The organism is Streptomyces sp. NPDC002125 (assembly GCF_053593715.1).
Genome location: NZ_JBSFDD010000020.1, coordinates 40,545 through 67,444, shown reverse-complemented (window position 1 = coordinate 67,444; position 26,900 = coordinate 40,545). Strand labels below are relative to the sequence as shown.

General features: G+C 72.2%; 25 protein-coding genes. 16 read left to right on the top strand and 9 right to left on the bottom strand.

Translation table 11 applies throughout. From position 1 onward, the window contains the following. Positions 1–49: 49 nt before the first annotated feature. From ACWCQM_RS28560 to ACWCQM_RS28540, 5 genes are all read right to left on the bottom strand, one after another. Positions 50–589, bottom strand: coding sequence for a MarR family winged helix-turn-helix transcriptional regulator (locus ACWCQM_RS28560; RefSeq protein WP_450917981.1), 540 nt, complete (start codon positions 587–589; stop codon positions 50–52). 82 nt (positions 590–671) lie between these two features. Continuing rightward, complete coding sequence (locus ACWCQM_RS28555) at positions 672–1,292, bottom strand: SRPBCC family protein (RefSeq protein WP_450917980.1); 621 nt, start codon at positions 1,290–1,292, stop codon at positions 672–674. 42 nt (positions 1,293–1,334) lie between these two features. After that, entirely contained in the window at positions 1,335–3,731 is a 2,397-nt protein-coding gene (locus ACWCQM_RS28550; RefSeq protein WP_450917979.1) for a xanthine dehydrogenase family protein molybdopterin-binding subunit, read from the bottom strand. Between the two features lie 5 nt (positions 3,732–3,736). After that, positions 3,737–4,273, bottom strand: a complete 537-nt coding sequence (locus ACWCQM_RS28545; protein ID WP_267077441.1) for a (2Fe-2S)-binding protein — start codon at positions 4,271–4,273, stop codon at positions 3,737–3,739. Continuing rightward, positions 4,270–5,142: an FAD binding domain-containing protein gene (locus tag ACWCQM_RS28540; RefSeq protein WP_450917978.1), complete on the bottom strand. Its 873-nt coding sequence runs from the start codon at positions 5,140–5,142 to the stop codon at positions 4,270–4,272. Before ACWCQM_RS28540 ends, ACWCQM_RS28545 begins: the two co-directional genes overlap by 4 nt. 163 nt (positions 5,143–5,305) lie before the next feature. On the opposite strand from ACWCQM_RS28540, the gene ACWCQM_RS28535 reads away from it, so the two are divergent. Then, on the top strand, positions 5,306–6,409 hold the full coding sequence (locus ACWCQM_RS28535; protein ID WP_450918042.1) for an XdhC family protein: 1,104 nt from the start codon (positions 5,306–5,308) through the stop codon (positions 6,407–6,409). A 48-nt stretch (positions 6,410–6,457) separates the two neighbouring features. Then, positions 6,458–7,741: a TetR/AcrR family transcriptional regulator gene (locus ACWCQM_RS28530; RefSeq protein ID WP_450917977.1), complete on the top strand. Its 1,284-nt coding sequence runs from the start codon at positions 6,458–6,460 to the stop codon at positions 7,739–7,741. 36 nt (positions 7,742–7,777) lie between these two features. Here the strand turns inward: ACWCQM_RS28530 and ACWCQM_RS28525 are convergent, their stop codons facing one another. Continuing rightward, complete coding sequence (locus ACWCQM_RS28525) at positions 7,778–9,142, bottom strand: MFS transporter (protein WP_450917976.1); 1,365 nt, start codon at positions 9,140–9,142, stop codon at positions 7,778–7,780. 288 nt (positions 9,143–9,430) lie between these two features. Between ACWCQM_RS28525 and ACWCQM_RS28520 the strand changes: the two genes are divergently transcribed. Genes ACWCQM_RS28520 through ACWCQM_RS28470 form a run of 11 tightly spaced genes read left to right on the top strand, consistent with a single transcriptional unit; the run spans position 9,431 to position 19,469 of the window. Continuing rightward, a complete protein-coding gene (locus ACWCQM_RS28520; protein WP_450917975.1) occupies positions 9,431–10,912 on the top strand; it encodes an aldehyde dehydrogenase in 1,482 nt (493 codons plus the stop codon). 32 nt (positions 10,913–10,944) lie between these two features. Then, positions 10,945–11,919 carry a VOC family protein gene (locus ACWCQM_RS28515; RefSeq protein WP_450917974.1) on the top strand — a complete coding sequence of 325 codons (975 nt, stop codon included), beginning with the start codon at positions 10,945–10,947 and terminating at the stop codon, positions 11,917–11,919. Further along, a complete protein-coding gene (locus tag ACWCQM_RS28510; protein WP_450917973.1) occupies positions 11,916–12,713 on the top strand; it encodes an aspartate dehydrogenase domain-containing protein in 798 nt (265 codons plus the stop codon). Before ACWCQM_RS28515 ends, ACWCQM_RS28510 begins: the two co-directional genes overlap by 4 nt. After that, on the top strand, positions 12,710–13,516 hold the full coding sequence (locus ACWCQM_RS28505; protein ID WP_450917972.1) for an alpha/beta fold hydrolase: 807 nt from the start codon (positions 12,710–12,712) through the stop codon (positions 13,514–13,516). The genes ACWCQM_RS28510 and ACWCQM_RS28505 overlap by 4 nt, the downstream gene beginning before the upstream one ends. Next, positions 13,507–14,028: a cupin domain-containing protein gene (locus ACWCQM_RS28500; protein ID WP_073749699.1), complete on the top strand. Its 522-nt coding sequence runs from the start codon at positions 13,507–13,509 to the stop codon at positions 14,026–14,028. Before ACWCQM_RS28505 ends, ACWCQM_RS28500 begins: the two co-directional genes overlap by 10 nt. Then, positions 14,021–14,776, top strand: a complete 756-nt coding sequence (locus tag ACWCQM_RS28495) for an SDR family oxidoreductase (RefSeq protein WP_450917971.1) — start codon at positions 14,021–14,023, stop codon at positions 14,774–14,776. Before ACWCQM_RS28500 ends, ACWCQM_RS28495 begins: the two co-directional genes overlap by 8 nt. A gap of 19 nt (positions 14,777–14,795) precedes the next feature. Next, positions 14,796–15,584, top strand: a complete 789-nt coding sequence (locus tag ACWCQM_RS28490) for an SDR family oxidoreductase (RefSeq protein ID WP_450917970.1) — start codon at positions 14,796–14,798, stop codon at positions 15,582–15,584. 12 nt (positions 15,585–15,596) lie between these two features. Continuing rightward, positions 15,597–17,222: a thiamine pyrophosphate-binding protein gene (locus tag ACWCQM_RS28485; protein ID WP_450917969.1), complete on the top strand. Its 1,626-nt coding sequence runs from the start codon at positions 15,597–15,599 to the stop codon at positions 17,220–17,222. A 38-nt stretch (positions 17,223–17,260) separates the two neighbouring features. Beyond that, positions 17,261–18,196, top strand: a complete 936-nt coding sequence (locus tag ACWCQM_RS28480) for a PDR/VanB family oxidoreductase (protein ID WP_450917968.1) — start codon at positions 17,261–17,263, stop codon at positions 18,194–18,196. A 29-nt stretch (positions 18,197–18,225) separates the two neighbouring features. Beyond that, positions 18,226–18,450, top strand: a complete 225-nt coding sequence (locus ACWCQM_RS28475) for a recombinase-like helix-turn-helix domain-containing protein (protein WP_073749694.1) — start codon at positions 18,226–18,228, stop codon at positions 18,448–18,450. Between the two features lie 2 nt (positions 18,451–18,452). Continuing rightward, entirely contained in the window at positions 18,453–19,469 is a 1,017-nt protein-coding gene (locus tag ACWCQM_RS28470) for a Rieske 2Fe-2S domain-containing protein (RefSeq protein ID WP_450917967.1), read from the top strand. A 213-nt stretch (positions 19,470–19,682) separates the two neighbouring features. Here the strand turns inward: ACWCQM_RS28470 and ACWCQM_RS28465 are convergent, their stop codons facing one another. After that, a complete protein-coding gene (locus ACWCQM_RS28465; protein ID WP_450917966.1) occupies positions 19,683–21,329 on the bottom strand; it encodes an FAD-dependent oxidoreductase in 1,647 nt (548 codons plus the stop codon). A gap of 9 nt (positions 21,330–21,338) precedes the next feature. Then, positions 21,339–22,253 carry an AurF N-oxygenase family protein gene (locus ACWCQM_RS28460; protein ID WP_450917965.1) on the bottom strand — a complete coding sequence of 305 codons (915 nt, stop codon included), beginning with the start codon at positions 22,251–22,253 and terminating at the stop codon, positions 21,339–21,341. Between the two features lie 487 nt (positions 22,254–22,740). Here ACWCQM_RS28460 and ACWCQM_RS28455 point away from each other — a divergent pair, with 487 nt between their 5' ends. From ACWCQM_RS28455 to ACWCQM_RS28445, 3 genes are read left to right on the top strand one after another with little or no spacing between them, the layout of a single operon-like run. Further along, positions 22,741–24,081, top strand: a complete 1,341-nt coding sequence (locus tag ACWCQM_RS28455; protein WP_450917964.1) for an extracellular solute-binding protein — start codon at positions 22,741–22,743, stop codon at positions 24,079–24,081. Continuing rightward, entirely contained in the window at positions 24,078–25,040 is a 963-nt protein-coding gene (locus tag ACWCQM_RS28450; protein ID WP_450917963.1) for a carbohydrate ABC transporter permease, read from the top strand. The genes ACWCQM_RS28455 and ACWCQM_RS28450 overlap by 4 nt, the downstream gene beginning before the upstream one ends. Before the next feature lie 17 nt (positions 25,041–25,057). Next, positions 25,058–25,951, top strand: a complete 894-nt coding sequence (locus tag ACWCQM_RS28445; protein WP_450918041.1) for a carbohydrate ABC transporter permease — start codon at positions 25,058–25,060, stop codon at positions 25,949–25,951. Between the two features lie 55 nt (positions 25,952–26,006). Here the strand turns inward: ACWCQM_RS28445 and ACWCQM_RS28440 are convergent, their stop codons facing one another. After that, a complete protein-coding gene (locus ACWCQM_RS28440) occupies positions 26,007–26,879 on the bottom strand; it encodes a UbiA family prenyltransferase (RefSeq protein ID WP_450917962.1) in 873 nt (290 codons plus the stop codon). Positions 26,880–26,900 lie beyond the last annotated feature (21 nt).

Genomic DNA, 26,900 nt, shown 5'->3' with positions numbered 1-26,900 from the left:
TGGTGAGCGGCAATCGGCGAACCAGCCGCTGCCGGGAGACCTCCGCGTGCTACTGCGCCGAGCCGGGCCGTTCCCGCTCGGCGTCGAGGATCGAGATCTCCAGCTTGCGCAGCAGCCGGGCGATCTGCCGGCGCTCGGAGGGTGACAGCCCCGCGAGCATCCGGTTCTCGTTGTCGAGGTGTTCGGCGAACGCCGTGTCGACGGTGGCGAGGCCCTTCTCGGTGAGGCGGGAGTACACGACCCTGCGGTCCTGGGTGTCACGCTCACGGACGATGAGGCCGTCCTTCTCCAGGCGGTCGATACGCAGGGTCACCCCCGCCGACGACACCAGCCCGGAGTCGGCGAGCTGCCCCGCCGTCAGCCGGTAGGGCTCGCCCGACCTGCGCAGCGCGGTCAGGACGTCGAAACCGGCCACCGACAGACCGTGCCGCTCGACGGACTCGGTGAGGCCGGTGCTGTAGCGAAGGAAGGAGCGGTGGAGCCGGGCGAGGACCTCGAGCGGACTCGTGTCCAGCTCAGGCCGTTCACGCGCCCAGTCCTCGATCACCTTCGCCACGGCGTCCTGGTCGCCAGGCCTTGATGCTGCCATCTCATCCCCTCGCACGGCTCCGGCCGGCGTCCCTCCGGCTTCTCACTGCACTGAGAATCTTACCGCTGAGGAGAAAGGTGGATCATCCGCGCGAGCGTCCCCTCAGCGCCCTGATCAGCACGACAGCCACCACCACGGCCGCCGCGGGTACGGCCGCCTTCCTGAGCAGCACCGGCAGCGCCGCCGCGCCGAGGTCCACGGCCTCCGGCTCGGCGGGATGCGCGCCCGGGACCGTGAGCCCGGCTCCTCCGACGCCGGGGCCGGACTCGCGCAGCAGGTCCTCCAGACGTCCGGCGAACTGCTGGACCAGCCGGTCGCCGACCTCGGTCATGATCCCCCGGCCGAACTGCGCCGGGCGCCCGGTGATGTCGAGGTCCGTGCGCACATGGACCCGGGTGCCGTCGGCGCCCGAGGTCAGGGTCGCGGTGACCGTCGCGGACGCGGTGCCCGCGCCCCGGGTCTCGCTGCCGCTGAGGTCGAGGTGCATCGAGCGCGCCGCCTCGTCGCGGGTGACGGTGCCCTCGCCCCGGTAACTCATCTGCACCGCGCCGATCTTGACCTTGACGCGGCCGGTGAACGTGTCACCTTCGAGGGTGTCCAGCACGGCGCCGGGCATACAGGGCGCGACCCGGCCGAGGTCGTGGAAGAGCTTCCAGGCGTCGTCGGGGTCGGCCGGGACGGTGAACGAGTGGTCGAGCTGCATGGCGATTCCATCCTGAGGTTCGAAAAGAGCGGTGGTGCGGTGTCAGACGCCCGGGGCACCCGTGCCCGAGGCGCGGATCAGGTCGCGCACCCGGCTCGGTGAGAGCGGGCCACGGCGCACGATCACGCCGAAGGGGTGCAGGGCGTCCTCGACCGCGTTGGCGAGCAGGGCCTGCGGGGCTATCGCGCCGCCCTCGCCCAGTCCCTTGACGCCGAGGTCGTTCATCGGGCTCGGGGTGTGGAGCTCGTCCATGTCGAGGTCGGGGATCTCCGACGAGGTCGGCACCAGGTAGTCCATGTAGGTGCCGGTCCGGGGCTGCCCGTCGGGCCCGTAGACCATCTCCTCGTACAGCGCGCCGCCGATGCCCTGCGCGATACCGCCGGTGACCTGGCCCTCCGCGATCATCGGGTTGACGATGACTCCCGCGTCGTGGACGACGACGTAGTGCAGGATCTCGACTCCGCCGGTGTGCTCGTCGACCTCGACGACGGCCGCGTGTGCCCCGCTCGCTACGGCGAAGCCCGGCGGACGGAAGTGCACGGTCTCGCTGAGCTCCGTGCCGTGCCGTCCGTCGGTGGGCTCGGGTGTGCCGGGCATCGGGGCCCGGCCTGCCAGCTCCGCCAGGTCGATCGACGGGCCGCCCGGTTCCTTCGACGAGACCACCCCGTCGCTCAGGTCCAGCGCGTCCGCCGCCACACCGAGGCGGCGCGCCGCGGCGTCGATGATCTTCTCGCGCACCAGCCGGCCGGCCCGGTGGGTGGCGTTGCCCGCGTTGACCAGGGCACGGCTGGCGATGGTGCCCACACCGAACGGTGTGGCCTCGGTGTCGCCGCCGGTCACATCGATGACGTCGACCGGCACCCCGATGGCGTCCGCGGCGATCTGAGCCATCGACGTACGGTGGCCCTGCCCCTGGGAGGGAGCCCCGATGGCCAGCCGCACCCGGCCGCTGGCGGCGATGTCGATACGGGCGGTCTCGAACGGCCCCAGGCCCGTGGCCTCGATGTACATCGCGAAGCCGATGCCGAGGTGCTTGCCGTTCCGGCCTCCCTCGCGCTGCCGGGCGCGCACCCCCTCCACGTCCGCCTTGGCCACGGCACGGCGCAGGAGCTCGGGGAAGTCCCCGGAGTCGTAGGACTGCGGACTGCCGGAACGGTCCACCAGCCCGGTGGCGTACGGCATCTCGTCCGGGCCGACGAGGTTGCGTGCCCTCAGTTCCTCGGGAGCCAGGCCCAGCGCGGCGGCCAGCCTGTCCATCGCGCGTTCCATCGCGAACACCGTCTCCGGCCTGCCCGCACCCCGGTACGGCGTGGCGAAGGTGGTGTTGGTGAGGACACCGGTCACATCGATGTCCACGTGCGGCACGCGGTAGGGACCGAGCAGATGGCAGAGCGAGTTGTACGGCACGACGAGGCCCGTCATGTTGTACGCGCCGAAGTTCACCGTGATCCGGTCACGGACGCCGACGATGCGGCCGTCGGCGTCCGCGGCGAGCTCGATGTCGTGGATCTGCTCACGGGCGTGCGAGGAGGCGGTGAGGTTCTCGTTGCGGTCCTCGCGCCACAGCACGGGGCGGCCGGTCAGCCGGGCGGCGTGCGGGATCAGGAGCTCCTCGACGTAGAGGATGCCCTTCTGCCCGAAGCCGCCTCCCACGTCGGCGGCGATGACATGGACCGCGTCGGTGGCGAGGCCGAGCGTGTGGGCGATGGCCTCGCGCAGCCGGTGGGGCGTCTGGGTCCCCGACCAGACGGTCAGCCGGCCGCTGTACGGGTCGACCTGGGCCGAGACCGCGCGGGTCTCGATCGGTGAGGCCACGTAGCGGTGCGCCTCGAAGCGCTCGCTGACCACCGTGTGCGCGGAGGAGAAGGCGGCGTCCGGGTCGCCGACGCGTGCGGTGACGGCCACCGCGGTGTTGTCCGGGAGGTCCTCGTGCAGCAGGGGCGCCCGCTCGTCCAGCGCCTCCTCGGGGTCGACGAGCACCGGCAGCGGGGCGTACCGGACGTCGATGAGTTCGAGCGCGTCCTCGGCGAGGTAGCGGTTCTCCGCCAGGACGAGGGCGACGGGCTGACCGACGTACAGCACCTTCTCCGCGGCGAGCAGCGGCATGGGCGTCATCCGGACCGTGGGGTCCAGGACCTTGGCGAGGCCGGGGGGAGTACGCAGCTCCTCCTTGTTGAGCATGTGCGGCAGCCCGGCCACGTCGTCGCCGGTCCACACGGCGACGACGCCCGGTGACTCCAGCGCGGCCTTCACATCGACGGACTCGATACGGGCGTGGGCGTGCGGGCTGCGCAGGAAGGCGGCCTCGACGCCTCCGGGGAGCGCGATGTCGTCGACGTAACGGCCGTTTCCGCGCAGCAGCCTGTCGTCCTCGACGCGCGGGACGGACCGGCCGATCCAGTTGCCGTCCTGCCGTCCGGGGGCACCATCGTGGGACATGCGGGTCACTCCCCGAAGTTCTCGTCGAGTGCCTGGCACACGGCACGGCGGATGTTGCGGTAGCCGGTGCACCGGCAGAGATGCCCGCTGAGGGCGTCGGCGACCTGCTCGGTGCCGGGCCGTTCGGGCTGTTCGGTCAGGGCCGTCGTGGTCATGACGAAGCCGGGGGTGCAGAAGCCGCACTGCATGCCGTGGCATTCGTGGAAGGCGCGCTGGACAGGGGTCAGCGGAGCGTCGCCGGGGGCGAGGCTCTCGACGGTGCGGACGGAGGCGCCCTCGCACTGCACGGCCAGCGTCAGACAGGTGCGCACCGGTTCGTCGTCGACGAGCACGGTGCACGCCCCGCACACCCCGTGCTCGCAGCCCACATGGGTGCCGGTGAGGCCGAGCCGGTCGCGCAGGAAGTCGCTGAGCAGCAGCCGGGACTCGACCTCGGCGGTGATCCGCTCGCCGTTCACGGTGAGCGCGATCCGGTGCCAGCCGGAGGGCTCGGACAGCGGTGGGGTTCGGGCGGTGAGAGGGGTCGGGACGGAGGGGGTCATGAGCAGCGCTCCCAGGCGGTGGTACAGGCGCGGACGAGGAGATGGGCGGCGGTCTCGCGCCGGTGGGCGGCGCTCGCGTGGACGTCGTCGGACGGGGTGAGGCCCGCGAGGGCCGCACGCGCCGCCCCGGCCAGCGCGTCTTCGCCGGCATCGGTGCCGAGCAGCGCGTCCTCCACGGCGGCCAGGCGTACGGGGGCGGGGCCCGCCCCGCTGAAGACGACCCGGGCACCGCCGACGGTGTCCGTGGAGGCGTCCCGCTCCAGCAGGACGGCCACCCCGACGGTCGCGAAATCGCCGTGTCTGCGGGTGAGTTCCTCGAAGGCCCAGCCGGTCCGCGCCCCGGGAGCGGGCACGACGACCTCGGTGAGCAGCTCGTCGGGCTCGACGGCCGTGGAGAACGTGGCGACGAAGAAGTCCTCGGCGGACACGGTACGGCTGCCCCCCGGCCCGGTGATCACGAAGCGGGCGTCCAGGGCCCGCGCCGCGGTGGGGAGTTCCGCCGCCGGGTCGTGGTGGGCCAGGCTGCCGCAGACGGTGCCCCGGCTGCGGATCTGCGGGTGGCCGATGTGCCCGATCGCGGCGGCCAGCAGGGGCCATCCGCGCCGTACGGCGGGGTCTGCCGCGGCCCGGGCCTGCCTGACGGCCGCGCCGATGTGCAGCGCGCCCGAGGAGTCGACGGCCAGCCGGGCCAGGTCGGGGATGCGGGTGATGTCCACGAGGAGTTCGGGGCGCGCGAGTCGCATGTTGAGCATGGGGATCAGGGACTGGCCGCCCGCCACGATCTTGGCGTCACGTGCCGGGTCGCCGAGGAGGGCGACCGCCTCGGCGACGGTGCGGGGGGCGGTGTAGTCGAAGGGTGTGGGTTTCAAATCTGCTGCCACCGGGCCTCTCGGATGGTCGTCACGCCGTGGCGCTCTCCACGCCCACGTACGAATCGACACGCACAGATCTATCTAGTACCTGAAATGATTTACACTAAAGTTTCTCGTTGGCAAGAGGCTCCCGCAGATTTCACGTCCCGAAGTGAGCGAAATGCGACATGTCATCGACCAGGCGGCTGCCTGGCAGAGATCGGGCACCCGCTGTGTCATCGCGACCGTGGTGCGGACCTGGGGCTCGGCCCCGCACGGACCCGGTGCCTCCATGCTGGTGGCCGAGGACGGCCGTGTCGTGGGCAGCGTCTCCGGCGGCTGTGTCGAGGCCGCCGTCGTCGCCGAGGCCGAGGAGATCCTCGCGGGCGGACCGCCGGTCGTCGCGCGCTGGGGAGTCGGCGACGACGATGCCTTCGCGGTGGGTCTGACCTGCGGCGGGACAATCGAGGTGCTGATTCGTGAGGTGCGTCCCGAGGCGCCGCTCGACCGGGTGTCCGCGGACCTCGCCGCGGGGGTCCCGGTCGCCCTGGTCACGGCGGTCGACGGTTCGGGGAGCCTCGCCGTGGGTGGCGGGACGGTGAGCGGCTCACTCGGCGATCCGGCCGTCGACCGCGCCGCCGCCCTGGCCGCGGAGGGCATGCTCGGCCGGGGCGCGAGCGGACCGCTGACGGTCGGCGAGGGGCGGGCGGGCGGCGCGGCCGGCCCGGACTGTGTGCCGGAGCGCGAGCTGCTGGTGCAGTCCTTCGCGCTGCGGGCCCGGCTGCTGATCTTCGGCGCGGCCGAATTCGCCCGGCCGCTGGCGGAGTTCGGTGCGGCGCTCGGGCACCGGGTGACGGTCTGCGACGCCAGGCCCTCGTTCGCGGACGCCGGGCGTTTCCCCGGGGCCGACGAGGTCGTCGTCGACCGCCCCGACCGCTGGTTCCGGGCCCACGAGGTCCTCGTGGACGAGGCGACGGCGGTGTGCGTCCTGACCCACGACCACCGCTACGACCTCCCGGTGCTCACCCTGGCGCTGCGCAGCAGGGCGGGTTACGTGGGTGCCATGGGCAGCCGCCGTACGCACGAGGACCGGGTGGAGCGGCTGCTGGAGGCGGGCACGACCAGGGCCGAACTCGCCCGTCTGCGCTCGCCGATCGGCCTCGATCTCGGCGGCAGGGGGCCCGAGGAGACCGCGCTGTCCGTCCTGGCGGAGATCGTCGCCGTACGGCGCGGTGGCAGCGGTCTGCCGCTCACCGCCGGTAAGGGTCCCGTGCACCCGGCGTGACTCGTTTTGAACGACTGTTTTTATAAACATCCGTTTAATCTGATGCATGTGGATCCAGAGAGCAAGACCAAGAGCGGAATGCGGCGCTCCGGCGGCAGTGCGCGGGCTGAGGTCCCGGAGGCGGCCGGGCAGCGCAGGCCCGGCTCCCACGACCCGGAGGGCAACCGCCGGGCGGTGCTCGACGCCGCGCGGCGCCTCTTCGGCGCACACGGCTTCAAGGGCGTGGGGGTACGCGCCATCGCGGCCGACGCCGGGGTGACACCCGGCCTCGTGATGGCGTACTTCGGCACCAAGGACGGTCTCTTCCGCGAGGCGGTGGGCGACGGGGCGGGCGTCAGCGGCGATCTGCTCGCGGCGGCGGCCGGTGAGCCGGGAGACCTGCCGGGCGCCCTGGCCCGCGCCTATCTCGACCGCTGGGACCGGCTGCCCGCCGACGACCCCTGGCCCGCGCTGATCCGCTCGGCGGTCAGCCATCCGCCGAGCGCCGAACTGCTGCGGACGATCCTCGACCGGCAGGTGGGCGAGCCGCTGGCCCAGGTGCTCGGCACGAGCGCCGAGGCCGACGTGCGGACCTCGGTCGTCCGCAGCGTCCTGTTCGGCGTGATCATGGAGCGCTATCTCTTCGCGCACGAACCGGCCGCTTCCGTGCCGACCGAGGAGTTCGCCCAGGCGCTGACGGACGTGCTGGCCACGGCGTTCGGCCGGTCCCCGGGCGGTCCGGGCGCCGGGACGAGCGAGCCGGGGGCGTCGGACCCCGCCCGGGAGCCGCGTCCCGGACACCCCGCCCCCGGGCCGGCCGGGGCGCCTCCCGGGCAGCCGACGGAGGAAGTCCCCGCGGCGCCCTCCCGGTCTCCCGAAGCGCCCTCCCCCTCTTCCGGGGCGTCCTTCGAGGCCCCGGGTCCGCTCTTCGCGCTGCTCGACGACTGCGCGGCGCGTCATCAGCTCGCCGTCGGCCGGGCCGTGCGCGCGTACGGCATCAGCCTGCCCGCCTACGACGTGCTGGCCGCCCTGCGCGAGGCGGGGGCGCCCCACCGGCTGACGATGGGCGAGGTCGCGGCGGCCGGCGCGGTCCGCGCCGGAGGGCTCACCCAGCAGGCCGACAGGCTCGCGGAGGCCGGGCTCATCCGGCGGGAGCGCGACAGCACCGACCGCAGGATCGTCAGGCTGTGCCTCACGGCCGAGGGCCTGGAGCTGACCGGCCGGGTGGCGGCCGTCCGCGAGGCGCACGAGCGTGAGCTGCTGGCCGGAATGGGGCCGGGGGAGAGACGGCGGCTCACCGCGCTGCTGGGGGCCCTGGGGCAGACGCTCGGGGCCGGCGGCCCGGAGCAGTGAACACTGCCCTCGGCCACCGGCCCCGGAGCGGAATCATCAGCTGTTGAGCTCCTCCAGCGTCTTGCCCTTGGTCTCGATGGCGAACCACGCGATCACGGCGCCGACCACGCCGACCACGGCGAGCTGCGCGAAGACCAGGGCCAGGCTGCCGCCCGCCCCGATGATCGCGCCCACGGTCACCGGGCCGAGAATGACGCCGATCCGGTTCCACAGACCGCCGAACGCCGCGCCCTTGGCCCGGTTGAACGTGGGGTACAGCTCGGGGGAGTAGAGGTAGAGGCCCGCGTTGATCGCGTACAGGAAGAAGGTCGTACAGGAGGCGAAGAGGGCGACCTGGCCGCCCGAGGTCGCGCCGGCGACGGCCAGTACGCCGAGCGAGAGCACGGTGCCGACGAACGCGCCGATCAGCGCGGGCCTTCGGCCGATGCGGTCGATCAGCATGGCCATCACGAAAGTGCCCAGCAGACCGGTGACATTGCTGACCAGGGTGAAGACCAGTGCCGTGGTCAGGTCGAGGTCGAACTCCTTCGTGTAGAGCGAAGGCAGCCAGGTGGAGATGCCGTGGTTGACGTAGTACGCGACGAACCACAGGCCGGACAGCACCGCCGTACGCCGCAGATAGCGCCCCCGGAACAGGTCCATCAGCGTGCCCTTGGGCTCGTTCTCGTCGGTGGACGGCACCGGCGCGGGAAGCTCCTCGGCGGTGGCCCGGGCGACCTGCGCCTCGATGCGGGAGATGGCGGCCTCCGCCTCCTCCGTACGCCCGCGGGCCAGCAGCCAGCGCGGGGACTCCTCGACATGGCGGGGCAGCAGGGCGGCGATCAGCACCGGAAGGGCGCCGACGAGGAACATCGCACGCCAGCCGAAGGCCGGCACCACCCAGACGGCGAGCAGCGTGGCCGCAGCGAGACCGGCCGGGAAGATCATCTCGTAGAGCAGGACGAAGCGGCCCCGCTTGTCGGAGCGGGCGATCTCGTTGATGTACGTGGCGGCGACCGGCACGACACCGCCGATGCCGAGCCCCTGCACGAAGCGGAAGAGCGAGAAGGTCTCGATGCTGCCCGAGAAGGCCACGGCGAGACTGGCGAGCCCGGTCACCGCGACGCCCAGGGCGACGGTGCGCACCCTGCCTATGTGGTCGCCCAGCCAGCCCGCGGCGAGGGCGCCGAGCAGCATGCCGATCGAGGCGGAGGTGACCGCGAACGTGGCCTGCCCGGTGCTCAGGTTCCATTCCTTCATCAGGACGGGCAGCGCTGAGGCGGCCAGGAGCTGGTCGAAGGCCTCGAAGAAGGTGACGGCGCCGATGAGGAACCGGACCTTGATGTGCCAGCGCGAGTGCGGCAGTCGTTCAAGTCTCGCGGCTATGGAGCCGAGGGCTGGCTTGCCGGCCACAGTCGTCATGGAGGGTGTCCTTCCGCGGGCGATGAGTTGCGGAGACAGTAGGGTCCAATACCTAAGCGGTCAATAGTTAAGAGCTTAGGAAGCTTGCTCCCGACGACTCGGCCACCATCATCGGTGCCATGGATGTGGTGCTCAAGGACTTCCAGGCAACGATTTCACCTCGGGGTCTTGTGTCGAGAAACTTAAGCGCTTAGATTTCTAGCACTTCGGCAGTCCGGGGGCGGTAACCCGACGAGCCTGTCCGCACCCGGAGTCCACCCCCTTCCCGCCTCGTCCGGAGGTCCACCCGTGCAGTTCCCCACCGAAATCCTGATCGCGGGCCAGTGGCGGCGCGGTGCGGGCGAGCCCGTCGACACCGTCGACCCGTCGACCGGCCGCGTCCTCGCCACCGTCCACTCCGCGTCGGCGGACGAGGTCGCCGAGGCGGCACAGGCCGCCGCGGCGGCGGTGGCGGACCCGGCCTGGCGCGACCTGCTCGCCCACGACCGGGCCAGGCTGCTGCACCGGATCGGCGAGCTCACCGAGCAGTCCGCCGACGAGCTCTCCGCGCTCCAGACCGCCGACACCGGCAAGACGCTCACCGAGACCAGGGCGCTCGCGCTCAGCGCGGCGGGCACCTTCCGCTACATGGCGGCCGTCCTGGAGACGGCCGAGGACGCGGTCACCCCGTCCCGGGGCGCGTACGTCACCGTGAGCACGCACGAGCCGATCGGTGTCGTCGGCGCCATCAACCCCTGGAACTCCCCGATCGCCAGCGACGCGCAGAAGATCGCCCCCGCGCTCGCCGCCGGCAACGCCGTCATCCTCAAACCCGCGGCGTGGACACCCCTGGTCTCCCTGGCCCTCGGCCGGCTGATCTCCCGGGCACTCGACGAGTTCGGGCTGCCCGCCGCGCTCCTCTCGGTCCTGCCGGGGAGCGGCCGGGTGGTCGGCGACGCCCTGGTGCGCCACCCCCTCGTCGGCCGCGTCGGATTCACCGGCGGCACCGATACCGGGCGGTCCATCGCCGAGATCGCCGCCCGGAAGCTGATCCCCGCCTCGCTGGAGCTGGGCGGCAAGTCGCCGACCATCGTGCGCGCCGACGCCGACGTCGAACAGGCCCTGGCGGGAGTGCTGTTCGGGATCTTCTCCTCCAGCGGCCAGTCCTGCATCGCCGGTTCCCGGCTCTTCGTGGCCCGAGAGATCTACGACTCCTTCGTCGGCGAACTCGTCGAGCGCGTACGCGAACTGCGCGTCGGGCCCGGCACCGACCCGGCCACCCAGGTCGGCCCGCTGGTGCACCACCGCCACCGCGACTCCGTCGCCGCCTACGTGGACCTCGCCCGCTCCGAGGGCGCCCGCGTGCTGTGCGGGGGATCGGCGCCCGAGGGCGAGCTCTACGAGGACGGGGCGTACTACCTGCCCACCGTGCTCGACGGGCTGGCGAACACCTCGCGCACCTGCCAGGAGGAGATCTTCGGCCCCGTCCTGGTCGCCCTGCCCTACGACGACGAGGACGACCTGGTCCACCAGGCCAACGACTCGGTCTACGGCCTGGCCTGCGGCATCTGGACCCGCGACCTCCGGGCCGCCGGGGCGCTCGCCCGCCGGATCCAGGCCGGAACCGTCTGGATCAACACGTACAAGCAGTTCAGCGCCTCCACCCCCTTCAGCGGGTGGAAGGACAGCGGCCTCGGCACCGAGAAGGGCCGCGACGCGATCCGCGCCTACCAGCGCCAGAAGTCCCTGTACTGGGGCGTCTCGGACCACCCGCTCCCGTGGGCCAACTGACCCGGCACACCTGCCTTTCCCGGAGGAACCCCATGCAACCACCGCCCGGTCCGATCGCCCGGCTCCGCTCCCTGCGCTACGTCGAACTGCACACCCCCGCCTTCGCCGAGGCCGCCGGCTTCTACGAGGACGTCTGGGGCCTGGAGACCGTCGAGTCCGACACCGGCGCCCGCTGGCTCCGCGGTACGAGCGACGAGCACCACGTGCTCCACCTCACCCAGCGCGACCGCGTCGGCCTCGGCCGGATCGCCTTCGCCGTCGCCACCCCGGCCGAGGTCGACCAGGCGGCCCGGCGCCTGGAGGCGCGCTCGATCGTGCCTGTCGCCGGACCCGGACCGCTGGACCAGGCCGGCGGCGGCTACGGGCTGCGGTTCACCGATCCCGAGGGGCGCCTCATCGAGATCAGCGCCCAGGTCGAGGCCGTCACCCCGCGCGGCCGGGACGGCGCCGTACCCGTCGGAGTCACGCACGCCGTGCTCAACACCACCGACATCGACGCCGCCGTCGCCTTCTACTGCGACGTGCTCGGACTGCGCGTCTCCGACTGGTCCGAGCACCAGATGGCGTTCCTGCGCTGCAACAGCGACCACCACTGCATCGCCTTCAACCAGGCCGAGTGGACCTCGCTGAACCACGTGGCGTACGAGATGAGCTCGGTCGACCACTTCATGCGGGGCCTCGGGCGGCTGCGCCACCACGGCATCACCCCGCAGTGGGGGCCCGGAAGGCACGGGCCGGGGAACAACACCTTCTCCTACTTCACCGACCCCTCCGGACTGGTCTGCGAATACACCTCGGAGGTCGCCCAGATCGTCGAGGACGCCTGGATCGCCCGGGTGTGGCGGCGGGTCCCCGAACTGTCCGACCTGTGGGGCACGGCCGGCCCGCCCTCGAAGGAGATCCGCTGCAGCATGGCGGGCTTCCCGGACCCCGGCCCGCTCGCTTCCCCCGACACCCCGGGCTCCGGCCCGCTCGCTCCCGTAGACGCCCAGGAGGCCACCGCATGAGCACCGTACGCAAGGTCGCCGTCGTCGGCTGGGGCGCCATCGGCCGGGTCGTGGGAACCGCGCTCGCCGAGGGCCGGATCACCGGCGCCGAACTGGTCCACGTCATCGACAACCGCCCGCTCGGCGAGGCCGCCCCCGTGCCCCAGGCCACCTTCGAGGAGGCCATGGAGGTCTGCGACCTGATCGTCGAGGCCGCCGGACAGGGCGTCGTACGCGAATGGGGCGAGCGGGTCCTGTCCTCCGGCACCGATCTGCTGATCGCCTCCACCGGCGCGCTGACCGACGACGAGCTCACCAAGCGGCTGCTCGCCGCAGGACCGGGCCGGGTGTATTTCACGGGCGGCGCCGTCGGCGGCCTCGACCTGCTCCAGGCGGTCCGCTCCCTCGGTCCGCTCGACGACGTCCGGCTGACCACCACCAAGCTGCCCTCGACGCTCGAACAGCCATGGATGGACGAGGAGTTGCTGAACCGGATGCGGACGGCGACCGGCCCGGTCGAGGTCATGTCCGGAACCGCCCGCGAGGTGCCGGTCAAGTTCCCCAAGTCGACGAACGTGGCCGCCTCGGTCGCGCTGGCCGTCGGCGACCTGGACACTGTGCGGGTCCAGGTCGTCGCCGACCCGGCGGCCCACCACACCCGCCATGTCATCGAGGCGTCCGGCGGACACGGCTCCTACCGCTTCGAGGTCGCGCACCTGCCCGACCCCGGCAACCCCGCCACCAGCCAGGTGGTGCCCTACGCCGTACTGCGCAGCCTCGCCGCGATCGCCGGCCGCACCGGGCAGATCCTGTGAGCGCCGCCCCCGTCCACGTCGAGGAGGCGGGCGACCAGGGCCCCCTGCTGCTCTGCCTGCACGGCATCGGCTCGTCCTCGGCGGCCTTCGCCCCGCAGCTCGCCGAACTCTCCTCCTCCGCACGGGTCGTGGCCTGGGACGCCCCCGGATACGCCAAGTCTCCCGACCCCGAGGCCCCGCTCGACCTCGACGACTACGCCGACACGGCCGCCGCCCTCATCCGGGAGCGCGCCACCACCGCGCACGTCCTCGGCGTCTCCTGGGGCGGTGTGATCGCGCTGCGGCTCGCCACCCGCCACCCGGAGCTCGTCGCCTCGCTGATCGTCGCCGACTCCAGCCCCGGCTCGGGCACCGACGCGACCAAGGCGGCCGGCATGCGCGCCAGGGCGGCCGACCTCGCCGAGCTCGGCCCCCGCGCCTTCGCCGAGGCCCGCGGCCCGCGCCTCGTCTCGCCCGCCGCACCGGACGAGCTGGTGCGCCGCGTGGTGGACACCATGGCCGCCTCGGTACGGCTGCCGGGCTACGCCCACGCCGCCGAGTCCATGGCCTCCGCCGACCTGCGCGCCGAACTCCCCTCGATCGCCGCCCCCACCCTCGTCCTCTGCGGCGAACAGGACCGGGTCACCGGCATCGAGGCGAGCCAGGCCATCGCCGGGGCCATCCACAAGACCGCCTACGTGATCGTCAAGGACGCCGGTCACCTGGCCAACCAGGAGCAGCCGGGCCACTTCAACGCCTGGGTGCTCTCCCACCTCCACATCACCGCATCCCTCCCCGAACAGGAGCCCTCACCATGCCTCTGACCACCGACGCGTACGACAACGGCGACGACCTCTCCGCGTACACCGACTCCCTCATCGCCACCAAGGCCTCCCGGGTCGCCGACTTCGACACCCTCTCCTTCCAGGAGAAGGCCGGCCCGCAGTTCCGCCGCGGCCAGATCCGCTACGTCGGCTCCGGCGCCACCGGCAACCACGAGAGCGACAGCCGCATCCTCCCCTCCGGCGGCTTCACCTTCTCCAACATGCTGCTGCCGCCCGGCGCCGAGGGCCCGGCCCACACCCACCACGACGTCGAGGAGGCCTTCTTCGTCCTGGAGGGCGAGGTCAAGGTCGGCATCCACCGCGGCGCCGACGAGGCCGAGTACCGCACCCTGGGCTACCGCGACATGATCGTCGTCCCCGCCGGTGTGACCCGGTCCCTCAAGAACGAGGGCGACACCGACGCCCTGTTCTGCGTCGTCATCGGCACGCAGAAGCCGCAGGTGCCGACCTACCCCGAGTACTCGCCGATGCACGGCGTGACCCGTGGCTGACCTGCCCCCGGCAGGCCGGCGCACCGTCGTCGTCACCGGAGCGGGCCGTGGCCTGGGACTGGCCATGGCCCGCCGGGCGGGAACCGACGGCTTCCGGGTCGTCCTCGCCGAACTGGAGCGTGACCGGGGCGAGCACGCGGCCGACGGACTGCGCGCCGAGGGCATCGACGCCCACTTCGTACGCTGCGACGTCGCCGACCCCGCGTCCGTCGAGGCGCTCGCCGGAGCGGTGCGCGGCCTCGGCCCGCTGTACGGCCTGGTCAACAACGCGGCGCTCGCCAACGGTGTGGGCGGCAAGGAGTTCCAGGACATCGACATCGAGGTCTGGGACCGGCTGATGGCGGTCAACGCCCGCAGCCCCTGGCTGGTGTCGAAGGCCCTGTACCCGCTCTTCACCGAGCCCGGCCGCATCGTCAACATCGCCTCGGACGCCGCCCTGTACGGCTCCCCGCGCCTCGCGCACTACATCGCCTCCAAGGGCGCCGTCATCGCGCTCACCCGGGCCATGGCGCGCGAGCTCGGCGGCAAGGGGATCACCGTCAACGCGGTGGCCCCCGGCCTCACCGAGTGCGAGGCGACCGAGACCGTGCCCGCCGAGCGGCACGACCTCTACCGCATGAACCGGGCCATCTCCCGGCCGCAGCAGCCCGACGACCTCACGGGGATCGTCTCCTTCCTGCTCGGCGAGGAGTCCCGCTATCTGACCGGACAGGTGATCGCCGTCAACGGCGGATTCACCATGAACTGAACCGCAGGAGATACGAGTTATGGATCTGGGCCTCGCCGACCGCACGATCGTGGTCACCGGCGGCAGCTCGGGCGTCGGCCTGGCCACGGTCCGCGCCCTGCTCGACGAGGGCGCCCGCGTCGCCACCTGCGGCCGTGATGCCGACCGCCTCGCCAAGGCCGCAGCCGGCCTCGGCGCGGGGAGCGACCGCCTGCTCACCGGCGTCTGCGACGTACGCGACGCCGACGCCGTACGCGACTTCGTCGACAGCACCGCCGACGCGTTCGGCTCCATCGACGGCCTCGTCAACAACGCCGGGCAGTCCCGCATGAAGGGACTCGACGACTCCACCGCCGACGACTGGCGCGACGAGCTGGAGCTGAAGTTCGCCGGGGTGCTCAACCCCCTCCAGGCCGCGCGCCCCCACCTCGCCGCCTCCGGAGCGGCGAGCGTCGTCAACATCAACGCGGTCCTCGCCAAGCAGCCCGAGACCCGGCTGATCACCACGAGCGCCGCCCGCGCCGGCATCCTCAACCTCTCCAAGTCCCTCTCCGCCGAACTCGCCGGCGACGGCATCCGGGTCAACTCCGTCTGCCTCGGGCTCGTCGACACCGGGCAGTGGACCCGCCGCCACGCGGCCGCGGACTCCGGCCTGACCTACGAGGAGTGGCAGGCGGAGCTGGCCGAGGACCGGGGCATCGCGCTGGGCCGCCTCGGCAGGGCCGAAGAGGTCGCCTACGCGGTCGTCGCCCTGCTCTCGCCCCGCGCCTCCTACATCACCGGCACCAGCATCGACGTCTGCGGCGGCGTCGGCCGCTCCATCCTCTGAGGAGACACCACCATGCGTCACGACAACGGAGGCGATCTCCTCGTCACCGTCCTGCGCGAACTCGGCATCGACACCGTCTTCGGCATCGTCAGCGTCCACAACCTGCCGCTCGTCGAAGCCGTCGACCGTGAGCTGCGATTCGTCCCCGTGCGGCACGAGGCGTCCGCCGTCAACGCCGCCGACGCCTACGGCCGCGCCCGCGGCACCCTCGGCTGCGCCCTCACCTCGACCGGGACCGGCGCCGGCAACGCGGCGGGATCGCTGATCGAGGCGCTCAGCGCGGGCAGCTCCGTCCTGCACATCACCGGTCAGGTGGAGAGCGAGTTCCTGGGCAGCGGACGGGGCTTCATCCACGAGACCAAGGACCAGCTCGGCATGCTCACGGCCGTCTCCGCGTACGCCAGGAGCGTGCCGGACGCCACGCGGGCGGGCAGCATCCTGCGCGAGGCGGCCCGCGCGGCGCTCGCCGCACCGGGCGGACCCGCCAGCGTGGAATGGCCCATCGACCTCCAGTACGCTGCGCAGACCGACGAACCCGAGGGCCTCGGTACGCCCGCGCCCCTCACCCCGGGCGCGGACGAGCTCGCCGCAGCGGGAGCCCTCCTGGCCTCCGCCCGGCGTCCCCTGATCTGGGCGGGCGGCGGCGCGAACACCGCGCGCGGTGAGCTGGCAGCGCTGCTGGAGGCCACCGGCGCCGGACTGATCACCTCGAACTCCGGGCGCGGCAGCGTGCCCGAGGACCACGAGCAGGTCATCGGCAACTTCGCCACCACGCCCGCCGTGCGCGCCCTGCTCGCCGACGCGGACGTCCTGCTGACCATCGGCACGCACTTCCGGTCGAACGAGACCGCCGACTACACGCTCGGGCTCCCCGGGGCGCACATCCAGATCGACGTCGACGCCGCCTCCATCGGCAGGGTCCACCCGGCCACCCACGCACTGCACGCCGACGCGGCCGAGGCCCTCACCGGCCTGCTGCCGCACGCCGTGCCCGCCGAGCCCGGCTGGACGGACCGGATCGGCGCCGTACGCACCGAGGTGCGCGCGATCCTGCACGACAACATCGGCCCGCAGGCCGCGATCTGCGACGCGATCCGCGCCGCCCTGCCCCGCGAGGCCGTCGTCGCCCGCGACGTCACCATCCCCTCCAGCAGCTGGGGCAACAGGCTCCTGGAGATGTACGACCCCAGGGACAACGTCTTCCCGCGCGGCGGCGGCATCGGACAGGGCCTGGGCATGGGCATCGGCGCCGCCCTCGCCCGCCCCGACGCGCCCACCGTCGTCATCGCGGGCGACGGAGGACTCGCCGTCCACCTCGGCGAGCTCCTCACCCTCGCCCAGGAGCGCCCCCGGCTGACCCTGATCGTCTTCAACGACGGCGGCTACGGAGTCCTGCGCAACATGCAGGACCGCCACAGCGAACGCCGCTCCGGGGTCGACCTGACGACGCCCGACTTCGGTCTCCTCGCCCAGGCGTGCGGGCTGCCGTACGCCCGTATCGGTGCCGAGGAGGACGCGGCGCGGGTGATCGGCGAAGCCGTCGCCTCCGAAGGACCGACGCTCGTCGAGGTCGACCTGGACGCGCTCGGCCCGATGAAGAACCCGTTCACCCCGCCCGTGCGCATCCCGGGCCAGTAGCCCGGCCGCCCGAACTGCCGGTAAGGAGGCAACAGACCATGAGTGAGGATTCGCTGCGGCTGATCGTCCGTCGTATGACCTGGGAGGCCGAGGGCGTCCTGTCCGTCGAGCTCGTCCATCCCGACGGCAAGCCGCTGCCCGCCTGGACCCCCGGCGCGCACATCGACGTCCACGCCGGCGGCCAGGTCCGCCAGTACAGCCTGTGCGGCGACCCCCGCACCGCCGACGTCTACCGCATCGGCGTGCTCAACGAGCCCGCCTCGCGAGGCGGTTCACGCTTCGTGCACACCCAGCTGCGGCCGGGTCAGCAGATCACCGTCTCCGAGCCGCGTAACCACTTCGCGCTGGAGGACGTTGACGCGTATGTGTTCGTCGCCGGCGGAATCGGGATCACTCCACTCCTGGCGATGGCCCGGGAGGCCGCCCGCCGGGGAGCCGAGTGGCGCATGGTCTACGGGGGCAGGAGCCGGGCCTCCATGGCGTTCACCGCCGAGCTCGACGCGCTCGGCGGTGACCTCACCCTCGTACCGCAGGACGAGCAGGGGCACATCGACCTCGACTCCGTGCTCGGCGGGCTTCCCGAAGGAACCCTCGTGTACTCCTGCGGTCCCGAGCCGCTGCTCGGAGCCGTCGAGGAGCGCTGCCCCGGGGACCGTCTGCGCCTGGAGCGGTTCGCCGCGCCGACGGTCGAACGCACCGGGGACGACGAGGCGTTCGAGGTCGAATGCCGCACCTCGGGCGTGACGCTCACGGTTGGCGCGGGGACCTCCGTCCTGGAGGCCGCGGAGGGCGCCGGGCTCACCGTGGACAACTCGTGCCGCGACGGGATCTGCGGCTCCTGCGAGACCCGGGTGCTCGAAGGAACCCCCGACCACCGCGACTTCCTGCTCAGCGAGGCCGAGCGGGCCGCGGGCACCTCGATGATGATCTGCGTCTCGCGGTGCGCCTCCGGCCGGCTCGTCCTCGACCTGTGACACCTTCCCCCGCACTTTCAGGAGACACCGTGAACGACACCTGGCCGTACCTGGAGATCCACCAGTCCCGTACGCACGAGCCGACGCCGTACGAGTACAAGCTCGCCGCGACGCTCGAGGACGTCTACACCCACGTGGGCCACGAGCTCGCCGACGTGGTGCGCGGACTCAACGCCCGCCAGGTCCACGCCGCCGACGGCAGCCCGTGGACCGAGGATTCCTTCCGCGCCGAGATGAACCGACTGGGAGCCTGACCATGACGCTGACGTCCTCCGCCACCGCGGAACACATCTACGCCACCGGTCTGCGCAACCAGTGGCACCCCGTCGTCCCCTCGCACTTCGTCGCCCCCGGCGCGATGCGCAAGGTGACCGCGCTCGGTGAGCAGTGGCTGCTGTTCCGCAAGTCCGACGGCACCCTGTCCATGCTCGCCGACCGCTGCCCGCACCGCGGTGCCCCGCTGTCGCTCGGCAAACACCTCGGCGACCGGGTCGCCTGCTGGTACCACGGAGTCGAGGTAGAGCCCGACGGCACGGTCTCCTCCGTCCCCGGGCTGCCCGGCTGCAGCCTGGAGGGCAAGCGGCTGGTGACCTCGCTGCCCGTGCGCGAGGTCTCGGGCGCGATCCTCGCCTACTTCGGCGACGAGGAGCACCCCGAGCCGGCCGATCTGACCCTGCCGGAGCCGCTCACCGACCCCGACGTGGACGCCATCCTGTGCTACGCGGAGTGGAACTCGCCCTGGCGGTACGCCGTGGAGAACCTGCTCGACCCGATGCACGGCGCCTTCCTGCACCACGACTCGCACACGATGTTCGACGGCGACACCACGGCCAAGTTCCGCATCCGGGAGACCGCCCGCGGCTACTTCTTCGAGAAGACCGACCAGCGCGGCGTGAACTTCGACTGGGTGGAGCTCTGCCGCACCGGGGTGGACTGGGTCGACCTCTCCATCCCGTACCCGCCGTCCGCGGGCCCCGGCGGAGCGTTCGGCATCGTCGGCATGGTCTGCCCGGTGGACGAGCAGCGCAGCGGTGTCTTCTTCTGGCGCTACCGCCGTGTCCAGGACTGGCAGCGCGCGTCCTGGCGCTTCCTCTACCGGACGCTGATCGAGCAGCGCCACTGGGACGTCCTTGAGCAGGACCGCGTCATGCTGGAGTCCATGCCGGCCGACGCCGACCAGCGGGAGAACCTCTACCAGCACGACCTCGGTGTGGTACGGCTGCGCCGCCTCTACCGCGCGGCGGCCGAGGCCCAGTCGACGGCGGGAGCCTGAGCGGCTCGCCACCGCCGGGAGGAACGGGGGAGAGGACCGGGGAGCTCCCGGCCCTCTCCCCCGTCACGTCCGGCGGGCCAGGCGCGCGTGACGGGGACGCGGGGGCCGTGCGTCCCCGCGATCGCACCCGCGAGCCCCGCCGCTGCCGCCCGTGAGGAGCGGCAGCACCGCGTCGACGTCCCTCTCGTCCCTCACCCGGGCCTTTCTGCCAGGTCAGCCCGGTATGCGGCGCCCGCTCTTCGCGGCCGCCACCAGCTCCCCAACCGTCGCCAGCTTGACCCGGGGCCGTCCTTCCCTGAGGCCCAGGGCGCGTTCGGCCCGCTCGATCCGGGCCAGCCCGCGGGCGTCCACGATCCGCCGGTTGCGGCGCCGCACGAGCCGCTGGAACGCCTTCGCCCCGTGCTCGGCCGCCGGCAGCGTGCCGGCCACGGCATCCGCCAGCAGCGTGCCGACGGTCTCGGCCGCGCAGGTCCGGTTGGCCCCGATGCCGCCGGAGGGGCCGCGCTTGATCCAGCCCACGACATAGGTGCCAGGACGGTCCGTCACCCGGCCGCCCTCGTGCGGGACGGTGCCCGTCGCCTCGTCGAACGGCAGCCCGGCGACCGCCACCCCGCGCTGGCCGACGGCCCGCAGCAGCAGCCCGGCCGGGATCTCCCGGTCCCCGGCCCCGCCGGTGACCCGGACCGCGCGGACGGTGCCGTCGCCGAGCACCTCCTCGGGCGCGGAGTGGAAGCGGAACACGATGCGGCGTCCCGCCGGAGGCGGAACCGACCAGTCCACCTCCTCGCGGGCGACATCCTTCAGCAGGGCGGCCCTGCCGCCCGGCGCGGCGGCGTCGATCGCCGCACCGGTCCTCGGGTCGTGGTCGTCGACGATCAGCTCGACGCCGGGCAGATGCGTGAGCGCGAGCAGTTCGGACCGGGTGTACGCCGCGTCCTCGGGCCCCCGCCGTCCCAGTAGCACCACCTCGCGCACCGCGCCGTCGCGCAGGGCGTCCAGCGCGTGGCCCGCGATGTCCCCGGCGGCCAGCGCCCCGGGGTCCGAGACCAGGATGCGGGCCGCGTCGAGTGCGACATTGCCGTTTCCGACCACGACGACCCGCTCCGCGGACAGGTCCACCGCGTCCGGAGCGACGTCGGGGTGGGCGTTGTACCAGGAGACGAACGTGGTCGCGCAGATGCTGCCGGCCAGGTCCTCGCCGGGTATCCCGAGCCGCCGGCCGGCCGGAGCGCCGACCGCGTAGATCACCGCGTCGTGGTGCGCGGCGATCTCCTCCGGCGTGATGTCGCGGCCCACCTCCAGACCCAGGTGCATCCGCACGCGCGGATGCGTGTGGAACCGGGCGAACGTGTCACCCGCCTTCTTCGTCGACAGGTGGTCGGGCGCCACACCGTAGCGGATCAGCCCGCCGGCGACCGGCAGCCGGTCCAGCAGTGTGACCTCGGCGGCGGTGTGCAGCAGCAGGTCCTCGGCCGCGTACATCCCCGCTGGTCCGGTGCCGATCACCGCGACCCGCAGCGGCGCGAAGTCCGCCGGGAGTTCGCGGTCGAAGGACGGCTCGCCCCACACGTGGAAGTTCGGCCCCGCGGGAGCCGGTGCGGCCTCCCGGCCCTCGAAGTACGCGGCGTTGAGCGCGCCGTACTCCCGCTGCGCGGCCGGCAGGCTGTCCAGGGGGAGGACGGCGTCCACCGGGCAGGCGTCGGCGCAGGCACCGCAGTCGATGCAGGACTTCGGGTCGATGTAGAGCATCTCCGTCCGGCCGAAGTCCGGCTCCTCCGGAGTCGGATGGATGCAGTTGACGGGGCACACCGAGACACAGGTGGCGTCGCTGCAGCACGTCTGGGTGATGGCGTAGGTCATGTCGTCCGCTCAGATCAGATGGGCGCGCTTGTAGAACACCAGGGCGGGCTTGGTCAGCAGGCGGGCCGAGGCCAGGAAGTCCATGAGGCCCGCACAGCTGGAGCGCATCATCGACTTGTGGTGCTCGTTGGCCTTGGCCTCGCCGATCGCACGCTCCGCGTCGAGTCCGGCGTTGGCGTAGACGCCCTTGTTCACCATGCTCGTGACGATGACGTACGAGGCGATCGCGATGACCAGCGCGTTGATCCTGCGCCGGACAGGACCGGCACCGCTGAGGTGCTTGCGCGTCTCGGCGCGGGCGAACTTCATGTGCCGGGATTCCTCGACGACATGGATGTTGTTGATGGTGCGGACGAAGGGCACGACCCTCTCGTCCCGCATCCAGTCGCGCTGCATGACGTCGAGGACCTCCTCGGCGACGAGTATCGCCGCGTACGCCGCCTCGCCGAACGCCAGCGTCTTGAAGGCCCGCCCCAGCTCCACGGCGAGCCGGTGGGGCCGGTAGGGCGGGGCGCCCAGCTTCTGCGCACCCCGGGCGAACATGATCGAGTGCCGGCACTCCTCGGCGATCTCGGTGAGCGCCCACTGGACGTCGGCGCTCGTCGGGTCCTTGGCGTACACGTCGCGCAGCACCATCTGCTGCAGGATCATCTCGAACCAGATGCCGGTGCTCGCCACCGACGCGGCTTCCTGGCGGGTGAGTTCCTTGCGCTGCTCCTCGGTGAGCTCGGCCCAGTACGCCGTGCCGTAGAGGGTGCTCCACTCCGGGCTCGCACCGTGGAAGTCCTTGTCCAGCGGGGTGTCCCAGTCGACCTCGGTGGCGGGGTCGTAGGCGAGCACGGCGGCCGATTCGAGGAGACGACGGGTGAGGTCGTCCTCGGGCGGCCGGTCCTGCGCATCCGGTCGAACGGTGCTGCTTGCCATGGTGCGGCTCCTCGGTTCGTCAGCGGTGTTCCTTGGTGCTGTCACATTGCGTGGTTGCGGTGATGATTCGTCAACCGGCCTATGACTGGGGCCTGTTGTGTCGGCAGCATGAGCGGAGGACCGGCGTCCTTCCGCAGGGCAGCCGTCTCGTACCGCTTGTTAGACGGAAGGTATAGCAAGGATGCCGGGCGGGCCTACCCCCCAGTAAGAAATGTGAGCGCATCCCCCCGATTTCTCCCCGGGTGCCTCCGCGATTCCTCCTCGGGTACCCCGCCGACCGCCCCCGATTCCGGGTGCGCAGGGCCGCAGGGAGGGGTTCTTGTTCGCGGTGTCGAACATTGTTCGCAATTTCAGCGCGAGTCATTGACGCCGGGTTGCGCCGGGCCTACGGTCCCGTCCGAAGTGGCGGGCAGGCGTCGAGATTTCGAACATCCTGTCCTCCTTCGCCGCGTCCCCGCACCTCAGAGACGAGTCGAGACGAGCCGCCATGCAACCACCCCTTCTCAGCCGGCGCCGAGCCCTCGCGGGCGGTGCCGGCGCCCTGGCCGCCGCCGGAGCCCTGGGCTCCCTGTCCGGTTGTGCCGCCCCCGCCACCGCAGCCGGTCCCGGACAGACCCTGCTGCGGTTCTGGCACCTCTTCGGAGGCGGTGACGGCGTCAACATGCAGGGCATGCTGGACGACTTCCGCGGTGAGCACCCGGACATCGCCCTGGAGGCCTCGACCCTGCAGTGGGGCGCGCCGTACTACACCAAGCTCGGCATGGCCGGGGCCGGAGGCCGGGCCCCCGAGCTCGCCGCCCTGCACCTCGCCCGGCTCGCGGGCTTCGCCCCGGGCAGGCTCCTCGACCCGTTCGACCTCGATCTGCTGGCGGAGCACGGGGTGAAGGAGGAGGACTTCCCGCCGGACATCTGGCGCCGGGGCCAGGCGGGCGGCAAGCAGTACGCCGTACCGCTGGACACCCACCCCTTCGTCCTCTACTTCCAGACCGAGGTGTGCGAGAAGGCCGGACTGCTGTCGGGCGGCCGGCTCAAGCCGATCAACGGCGCCGAGGAGTTCGCCGACGCGCTGCGCGCCGCGAAGAAGGTGACCGGGCAGCCGGGGCTCGTGACCGAGACGCTCGGACCCGACTGCATCACCCCGTGGCGGCTCTTCTCCAGCTTCTACGCCCAGACCGGCGGCAAGGTGCTCTCCGGGGACGGGAAGCGCCTCGCGCTCGACGACGCCAAGGCGCTCCGGGTGCTGGAATACCTGGCCCGGCTCGTCGAGGAAGGACTGATGGTGCGCCGCGTCGACTACGCGGGGTCCATCGGGGTCTTCAACGGCGGAAAGACCGCCTTCCACCTCAACGGTGAATGGGAGATCACCACCTTCAAGACCACCGGGCTCCCGTTCTCCATGACCCGCATTCCCGCGCTCTTCGGCAGCGCGGCCACCCAGGCCGACTGCCACGCCTTCGTCCTGCCGCACCAGGCGGACCGGGGCGGGGCCGCCAACGAGGCTGCCCACATCCTCGTCGCCTGGATGCTGAGCAACTCCGTGGCCTGGGCCAAGGGCGGCCATGTGCCCGCCTATCTGCCGGTGCTCGACGACCCGGCCTACCTGGCGCTCAAGCCGCAGTCCGAATACCGCGACGTGATCGACGACGTCGCCCTGGACGAGCCCGCCTGGTTCGCCGGCTCCGCCTCCCGGCTGTGGATCGAGCTCGGGGCCGTGTTCTCCGGGGTCCTCACCGGCTCCCGCAGCCCGCGCAACGCCCTGACCGAGGCCAAGGCCCGGCTGCGGACCCTCCTCGACACCCGCAACCCCCTCCCGGGAGCCGCGTCATGACCTCCACCACCGCGGCGGCGACGGCACCCGTGACGCAGCCCGCCGGGAGCACGGCCGGGCGGCTGGCCCGCTCCGTGCGCAGGAAGTGGACCGAACACGGCCTGGTGTTCATCGCGCCCTTCTTCCTCGTCTACGCCATGTTCCTGATCTGGCCGCTGATATCCGGCCTGGGCATGAGCCTGACGAGCGAGAACATCACCGGTAGCGGCGGTGAGTTCGTCGGCCTCGACAACTACGCCGAAGCGGTGCGCGACCCCGAGGTGTGGTCCTCGCTGTGGAACACCGTCTGGTTCACGGTCCTGTCCACCGTCCCCCTCGTCGTCGTCGGACTCGTCCTGGCACTCCTCGCCCATCAGCTGCGCGTCGTCCAGTGGCTCTGGCGGCTCAGCTGGTTCGCCCCGTTCCTGCTTCCCTCCGGCGTCGTCTGCCTCCTGTTCCTGAACATGATCCTGCCGTCCGACTTCGGCCTCGCCGACCAGCTGCTCGCCTCCGTCGGCCTCACCCCGGAGATCGGCTGGCTCACCGACGAGCGCTACGCCATGCTCAGCATCGTCGCGACCACCGTCTGGTGGACCGTCGGCTTCAACTTCCTGCTGTACCTCGCCGCGCTCCAGGCCATCCCCGCGCATCTGTACGAGGCCGCGGAGCTGGACGGGGCGGGCGCCTGGAAGCGGCTCCTGCACATCACCCTGCCGATGCTCCGCCGCACGACCGGACTGGTCGTCGTCCTCCAGGTGCTGGCCTCGCTGAAGATCTTCGACCAGGTGTACATCATGACCGGCGGCGGCCCCGACGAGTCCACCCGGCCGATCCTCCAGTACGTCTACCAGCAGGGCTTCACGGGCTACCGCATCGGCTACGCCTCCGCCGTCTCCTACATCTTCTTCGCCCTGATCCTGACCGTCTCCCTGGTGCAGCCGCTGCTGTCCCGGCGCCGAGCTGAGGAGGCCGCGAAGTGAGCGGTTCCGTCACCGTCATCCCGCCCCGCACGGGGGCCGAGGAGTCCGAGAGGCCCCGGGGATCCGCCGCGGAAGGGGGCCGCCGGCCGCGGTGGACCCCCGGCCGGATCGTCCTGCTCGTCGTCGCCCTGGTGCTGACGGCCGCCTGGCTCCTTCCGATCGCCTGGGCCGTCGCCACCTCCCTGAAGCCGGAGGGAGACACCGCGAAGACCCCGCTCTCCTGGATCGGTTCACGCGTCACCTTCGAGGCGTACTCCAAGGTCTGGGAGTCCGGCGACCTGCTGGTCTGGCTGATGAACTCGGCGTACATCTCCGTCATGACGACCCTGCTGACCGTCGTGACCTGCGCGATGGCCGCCTACGGATTCACCCGCACCGACTTCCGGGGCCGCCGGCTGCTCTACGGTCTGGTGCTCGCCGGCATCATGGTGCCCCCGCAGGTCCTCATCGCGCCCCTGTTCCGCGAGATGGTCCAGCTCGGCCTGGTCGACACCTACTGGGGCGTGATCCTGCCCCAGGTCGCCGTGCCCGCCATGGTGTTCATCCTGGTCAAGTTCTTCGAGGGCTTGCCCCGGGAGCTGGAGGAGGCCGCCTTCGTCGACGGGGCGGGCCGCTGGCGGGTGTTCTGGACGATCGTGATCCCGCTCTCCCGGCCGGTGCTGGCCGCCGTGGCGATCTTCACCTTCATCTCCACCTGGAACAACTTCCTCTGGCCGTTCCTCGTGACCACGGACCCGGGCGGCATGACCCTGCCCGTCGGCCTCGTCAACGTCCAGTCGACGTTCGGCGTGCGGTACGCCCAGATCATGGCCTCGCTCGTGATCGCTGGGACGCCGCTCCTGATCGTCTTCGCGTTCTTCCAGCGGCAGATCGTGCGGGGCATCGCGCACACCGGTCTCGCCGGCCAGTAGCGCACGGCCCCGCAGCCCGTACGGACGGCACGGCGTCCGTACGGGCCGTCACGCGTCACGCGATCGCCGTGCCCCTGGCCAGCAGCAGCGCCACGTCCACCGCCGCCACGGCCACCGTCCCCGCCAGTGCCGCCTTGCGCCAAGTGCCGACCCGCCGCGAACCGGCGTACGCCGCCACCGCCACCAGTGCGCACAGGACGAGCGGGCCCCAGCCTCCGGGCGCCCCCGTGGGCACCGGTGCCAGCACCGCGGTCGCCGCCACCAGGGGCACCGGAAGCAGACGCCGGGTGCGCGCCTCGCCCCACCGCTGCGGCAGACCGCGGATGCCCGCCCGCAGATCCGCCTCGATGTCCGGCAGCACATCGGCGAGATGGGCCGCGACGCCCAGCAGCGCCCCCGCCGTCACCGCCCACCACGCGGGCCAGGGCCGGCCGGGCAGGCTCAGCGCGACCAGACAGGGCAGGCCGCCGAAGCCGATCGCGTACGGGAGCCAGGACAGCACCGTCTCCTTCAGCCTCAGGTTGTACGCCCAGGCCGCCAGGACCCCGGCCAGGTGCACCGCCCCGGCGGCGGCGCCGCACGCGAACGACAGCGCCGCGCACAGGAACAGCGCCGCGAACGCCGCGCCCCAGACCGTGCCGGCGCCCACCACGCCCTCTGCCACCGGCTTGCCCGGGCGGGCGGCCTCGGCGTCGCGGCGGGCGTCGAAGGCGTCGTTGCACCAGCCCACCGAGAGCTGCCCCGCGAGCACCGCCGACGCGACCAGCGCGCAACGCCCGCCCCCGAGACCGGAACTGACGGCCAGCGCGGTGACGAGCACCGTCACCGCCGCGACCGGACCCGGATGGCAGGACAGGGCCAGCCCCCCGGCCAGCTGCGGCAGCCGCGCGGCGGGGGAGGGGGACGAGAGCCGGTCCGTGGTGTCCACGGAGCGATCGTAGGGACGCAG

Excerpts from the sequence above, each read along its gene's own strand:
- ACWCQM_RS28560 (WP_450917981.1), bottom strand. The coding sequence starts at position 589 with ATGGCAGCATCAAGGCCTGGCGACCAGGACGCCGTGGCGAAGGTGATC.
- ACWCQM_RS28555 (WP_450917980.1), bottom strand. The coding sequence starts at position 1,292 with ATGCAGCTCGACCACTCGTTCACCGTCCCGGCCGACCCCGACGACGCC.
- ACWCQM_RS28550 (WP_450917979.1), bottom strand. The coding sequence starts at position 3,731 with ATGTCCCACGATGGTGCCCCCGGACGGCAGGACGGCAACTGGATCGGC.
- ACWCQM_RS28545 (WP_267077441.1), bottom strand. The coding sequence starts at position 4,273 with ATGACCCCCTCCGTCCCGACCCCTCTCACCGCCCGAACCCCACCGCTG.
- ACWCQM_RS28535 (WP_450918042.1), top strand. The coding sequence starts at position 5,306 with ATGCGACATGTCATCGACCAGGCGGCTGCCTGGCAGAGATCGGGCACC.
- ACWCQM_RS28525 (WP_450917976.1), bottom strand. The coding sequence starts at position 9,142 with ATGACGACTGTGGCCGGCAAGCCAGCCCTCGGCTCCATAGCCGCGAGA.
- ACWCQM_RS28515 (WP_450917974.1), top strand. The coding sequence starts at position 10,945 with ATGCAACCACCGCCCGGTCCGATCGCCCGGCTCCGCTCCCTGCGCTAC.
- ACWCQM_RS28510 (WP_450917973.1), top strand. The coding sequence starts at position 11,916 with ATGAGCACCGTACGCAAGGTCGCCGTCGTCGGCTGGGGCGCCATCGGC.
- ACWCQM_RS28500 (WP_073749699.1), top strand. The coding sequence starts at position 13,507 with ATGCCTCTGACCACCGACGCGTACGACAACGGCGACGACCTCTCCGCG.
- ACWCQM_RS28490 (WP_450917970.1), top strand. The coding sequence starts at position 14,796 with ATGGATCTGGGCCTCGCCGACCGCACGATCGTGGTCACCGGCGGCAGC.
- ACWCQM_RS28485 (WP_450917969.1), top strand. The coding sequence starts at position 15,597 with ATGCGTCACGACAACGGAGGCGATCTCCTCGTCACCGTCCTGCGCGAA.
- ACWCQM_RS28480 (WP_450917968.1), top strand. The coding sequence starts at position 17,261 with ATGAGTGAGGATTCGCTGCGGCTGATCGTCCGTCGTATGACCTGGGAG.
- ACWCQM_RS28470 (WP_450917967.1), top strand. The coding sequence starts at position 18,453 with ATGACGCTGACGTCCTCCGCCACCGCGGAACACATCTACGCCACCGGT.
- ACWCQM_RS28465 (WP_450917966.1), bottom strand. The coding sequence starts at position 21,329 with ATGACCTACGCCATCACCCAGACGTGCTGCAGCGACGCCACCTGTGTC.
- ACWCQM_RS28460 (WP_450917965.1), bottom strand. The coding sequence starts at position 22,253 with ATGGCAAGCAGCACCGTTCGACCGGATGCGCAGGACCGGCCGCCCGAG.
- ACWCQM_RS28455 (WP_450917964.1), top strand. The coding sequence starts at position 22,741 with ATGCAACCACCCCTTCTCAGCCGGCGCCGAGCCCTCGCGGGCGGTGCC.
- ACWCQM_RS28450 (WP_450917963.1), top strand. The coding sequence starts at position 24,078 with ATGACCTCCACCACCGCGGCGGCGACGGCACCCGTGACGCAGCCCGCC.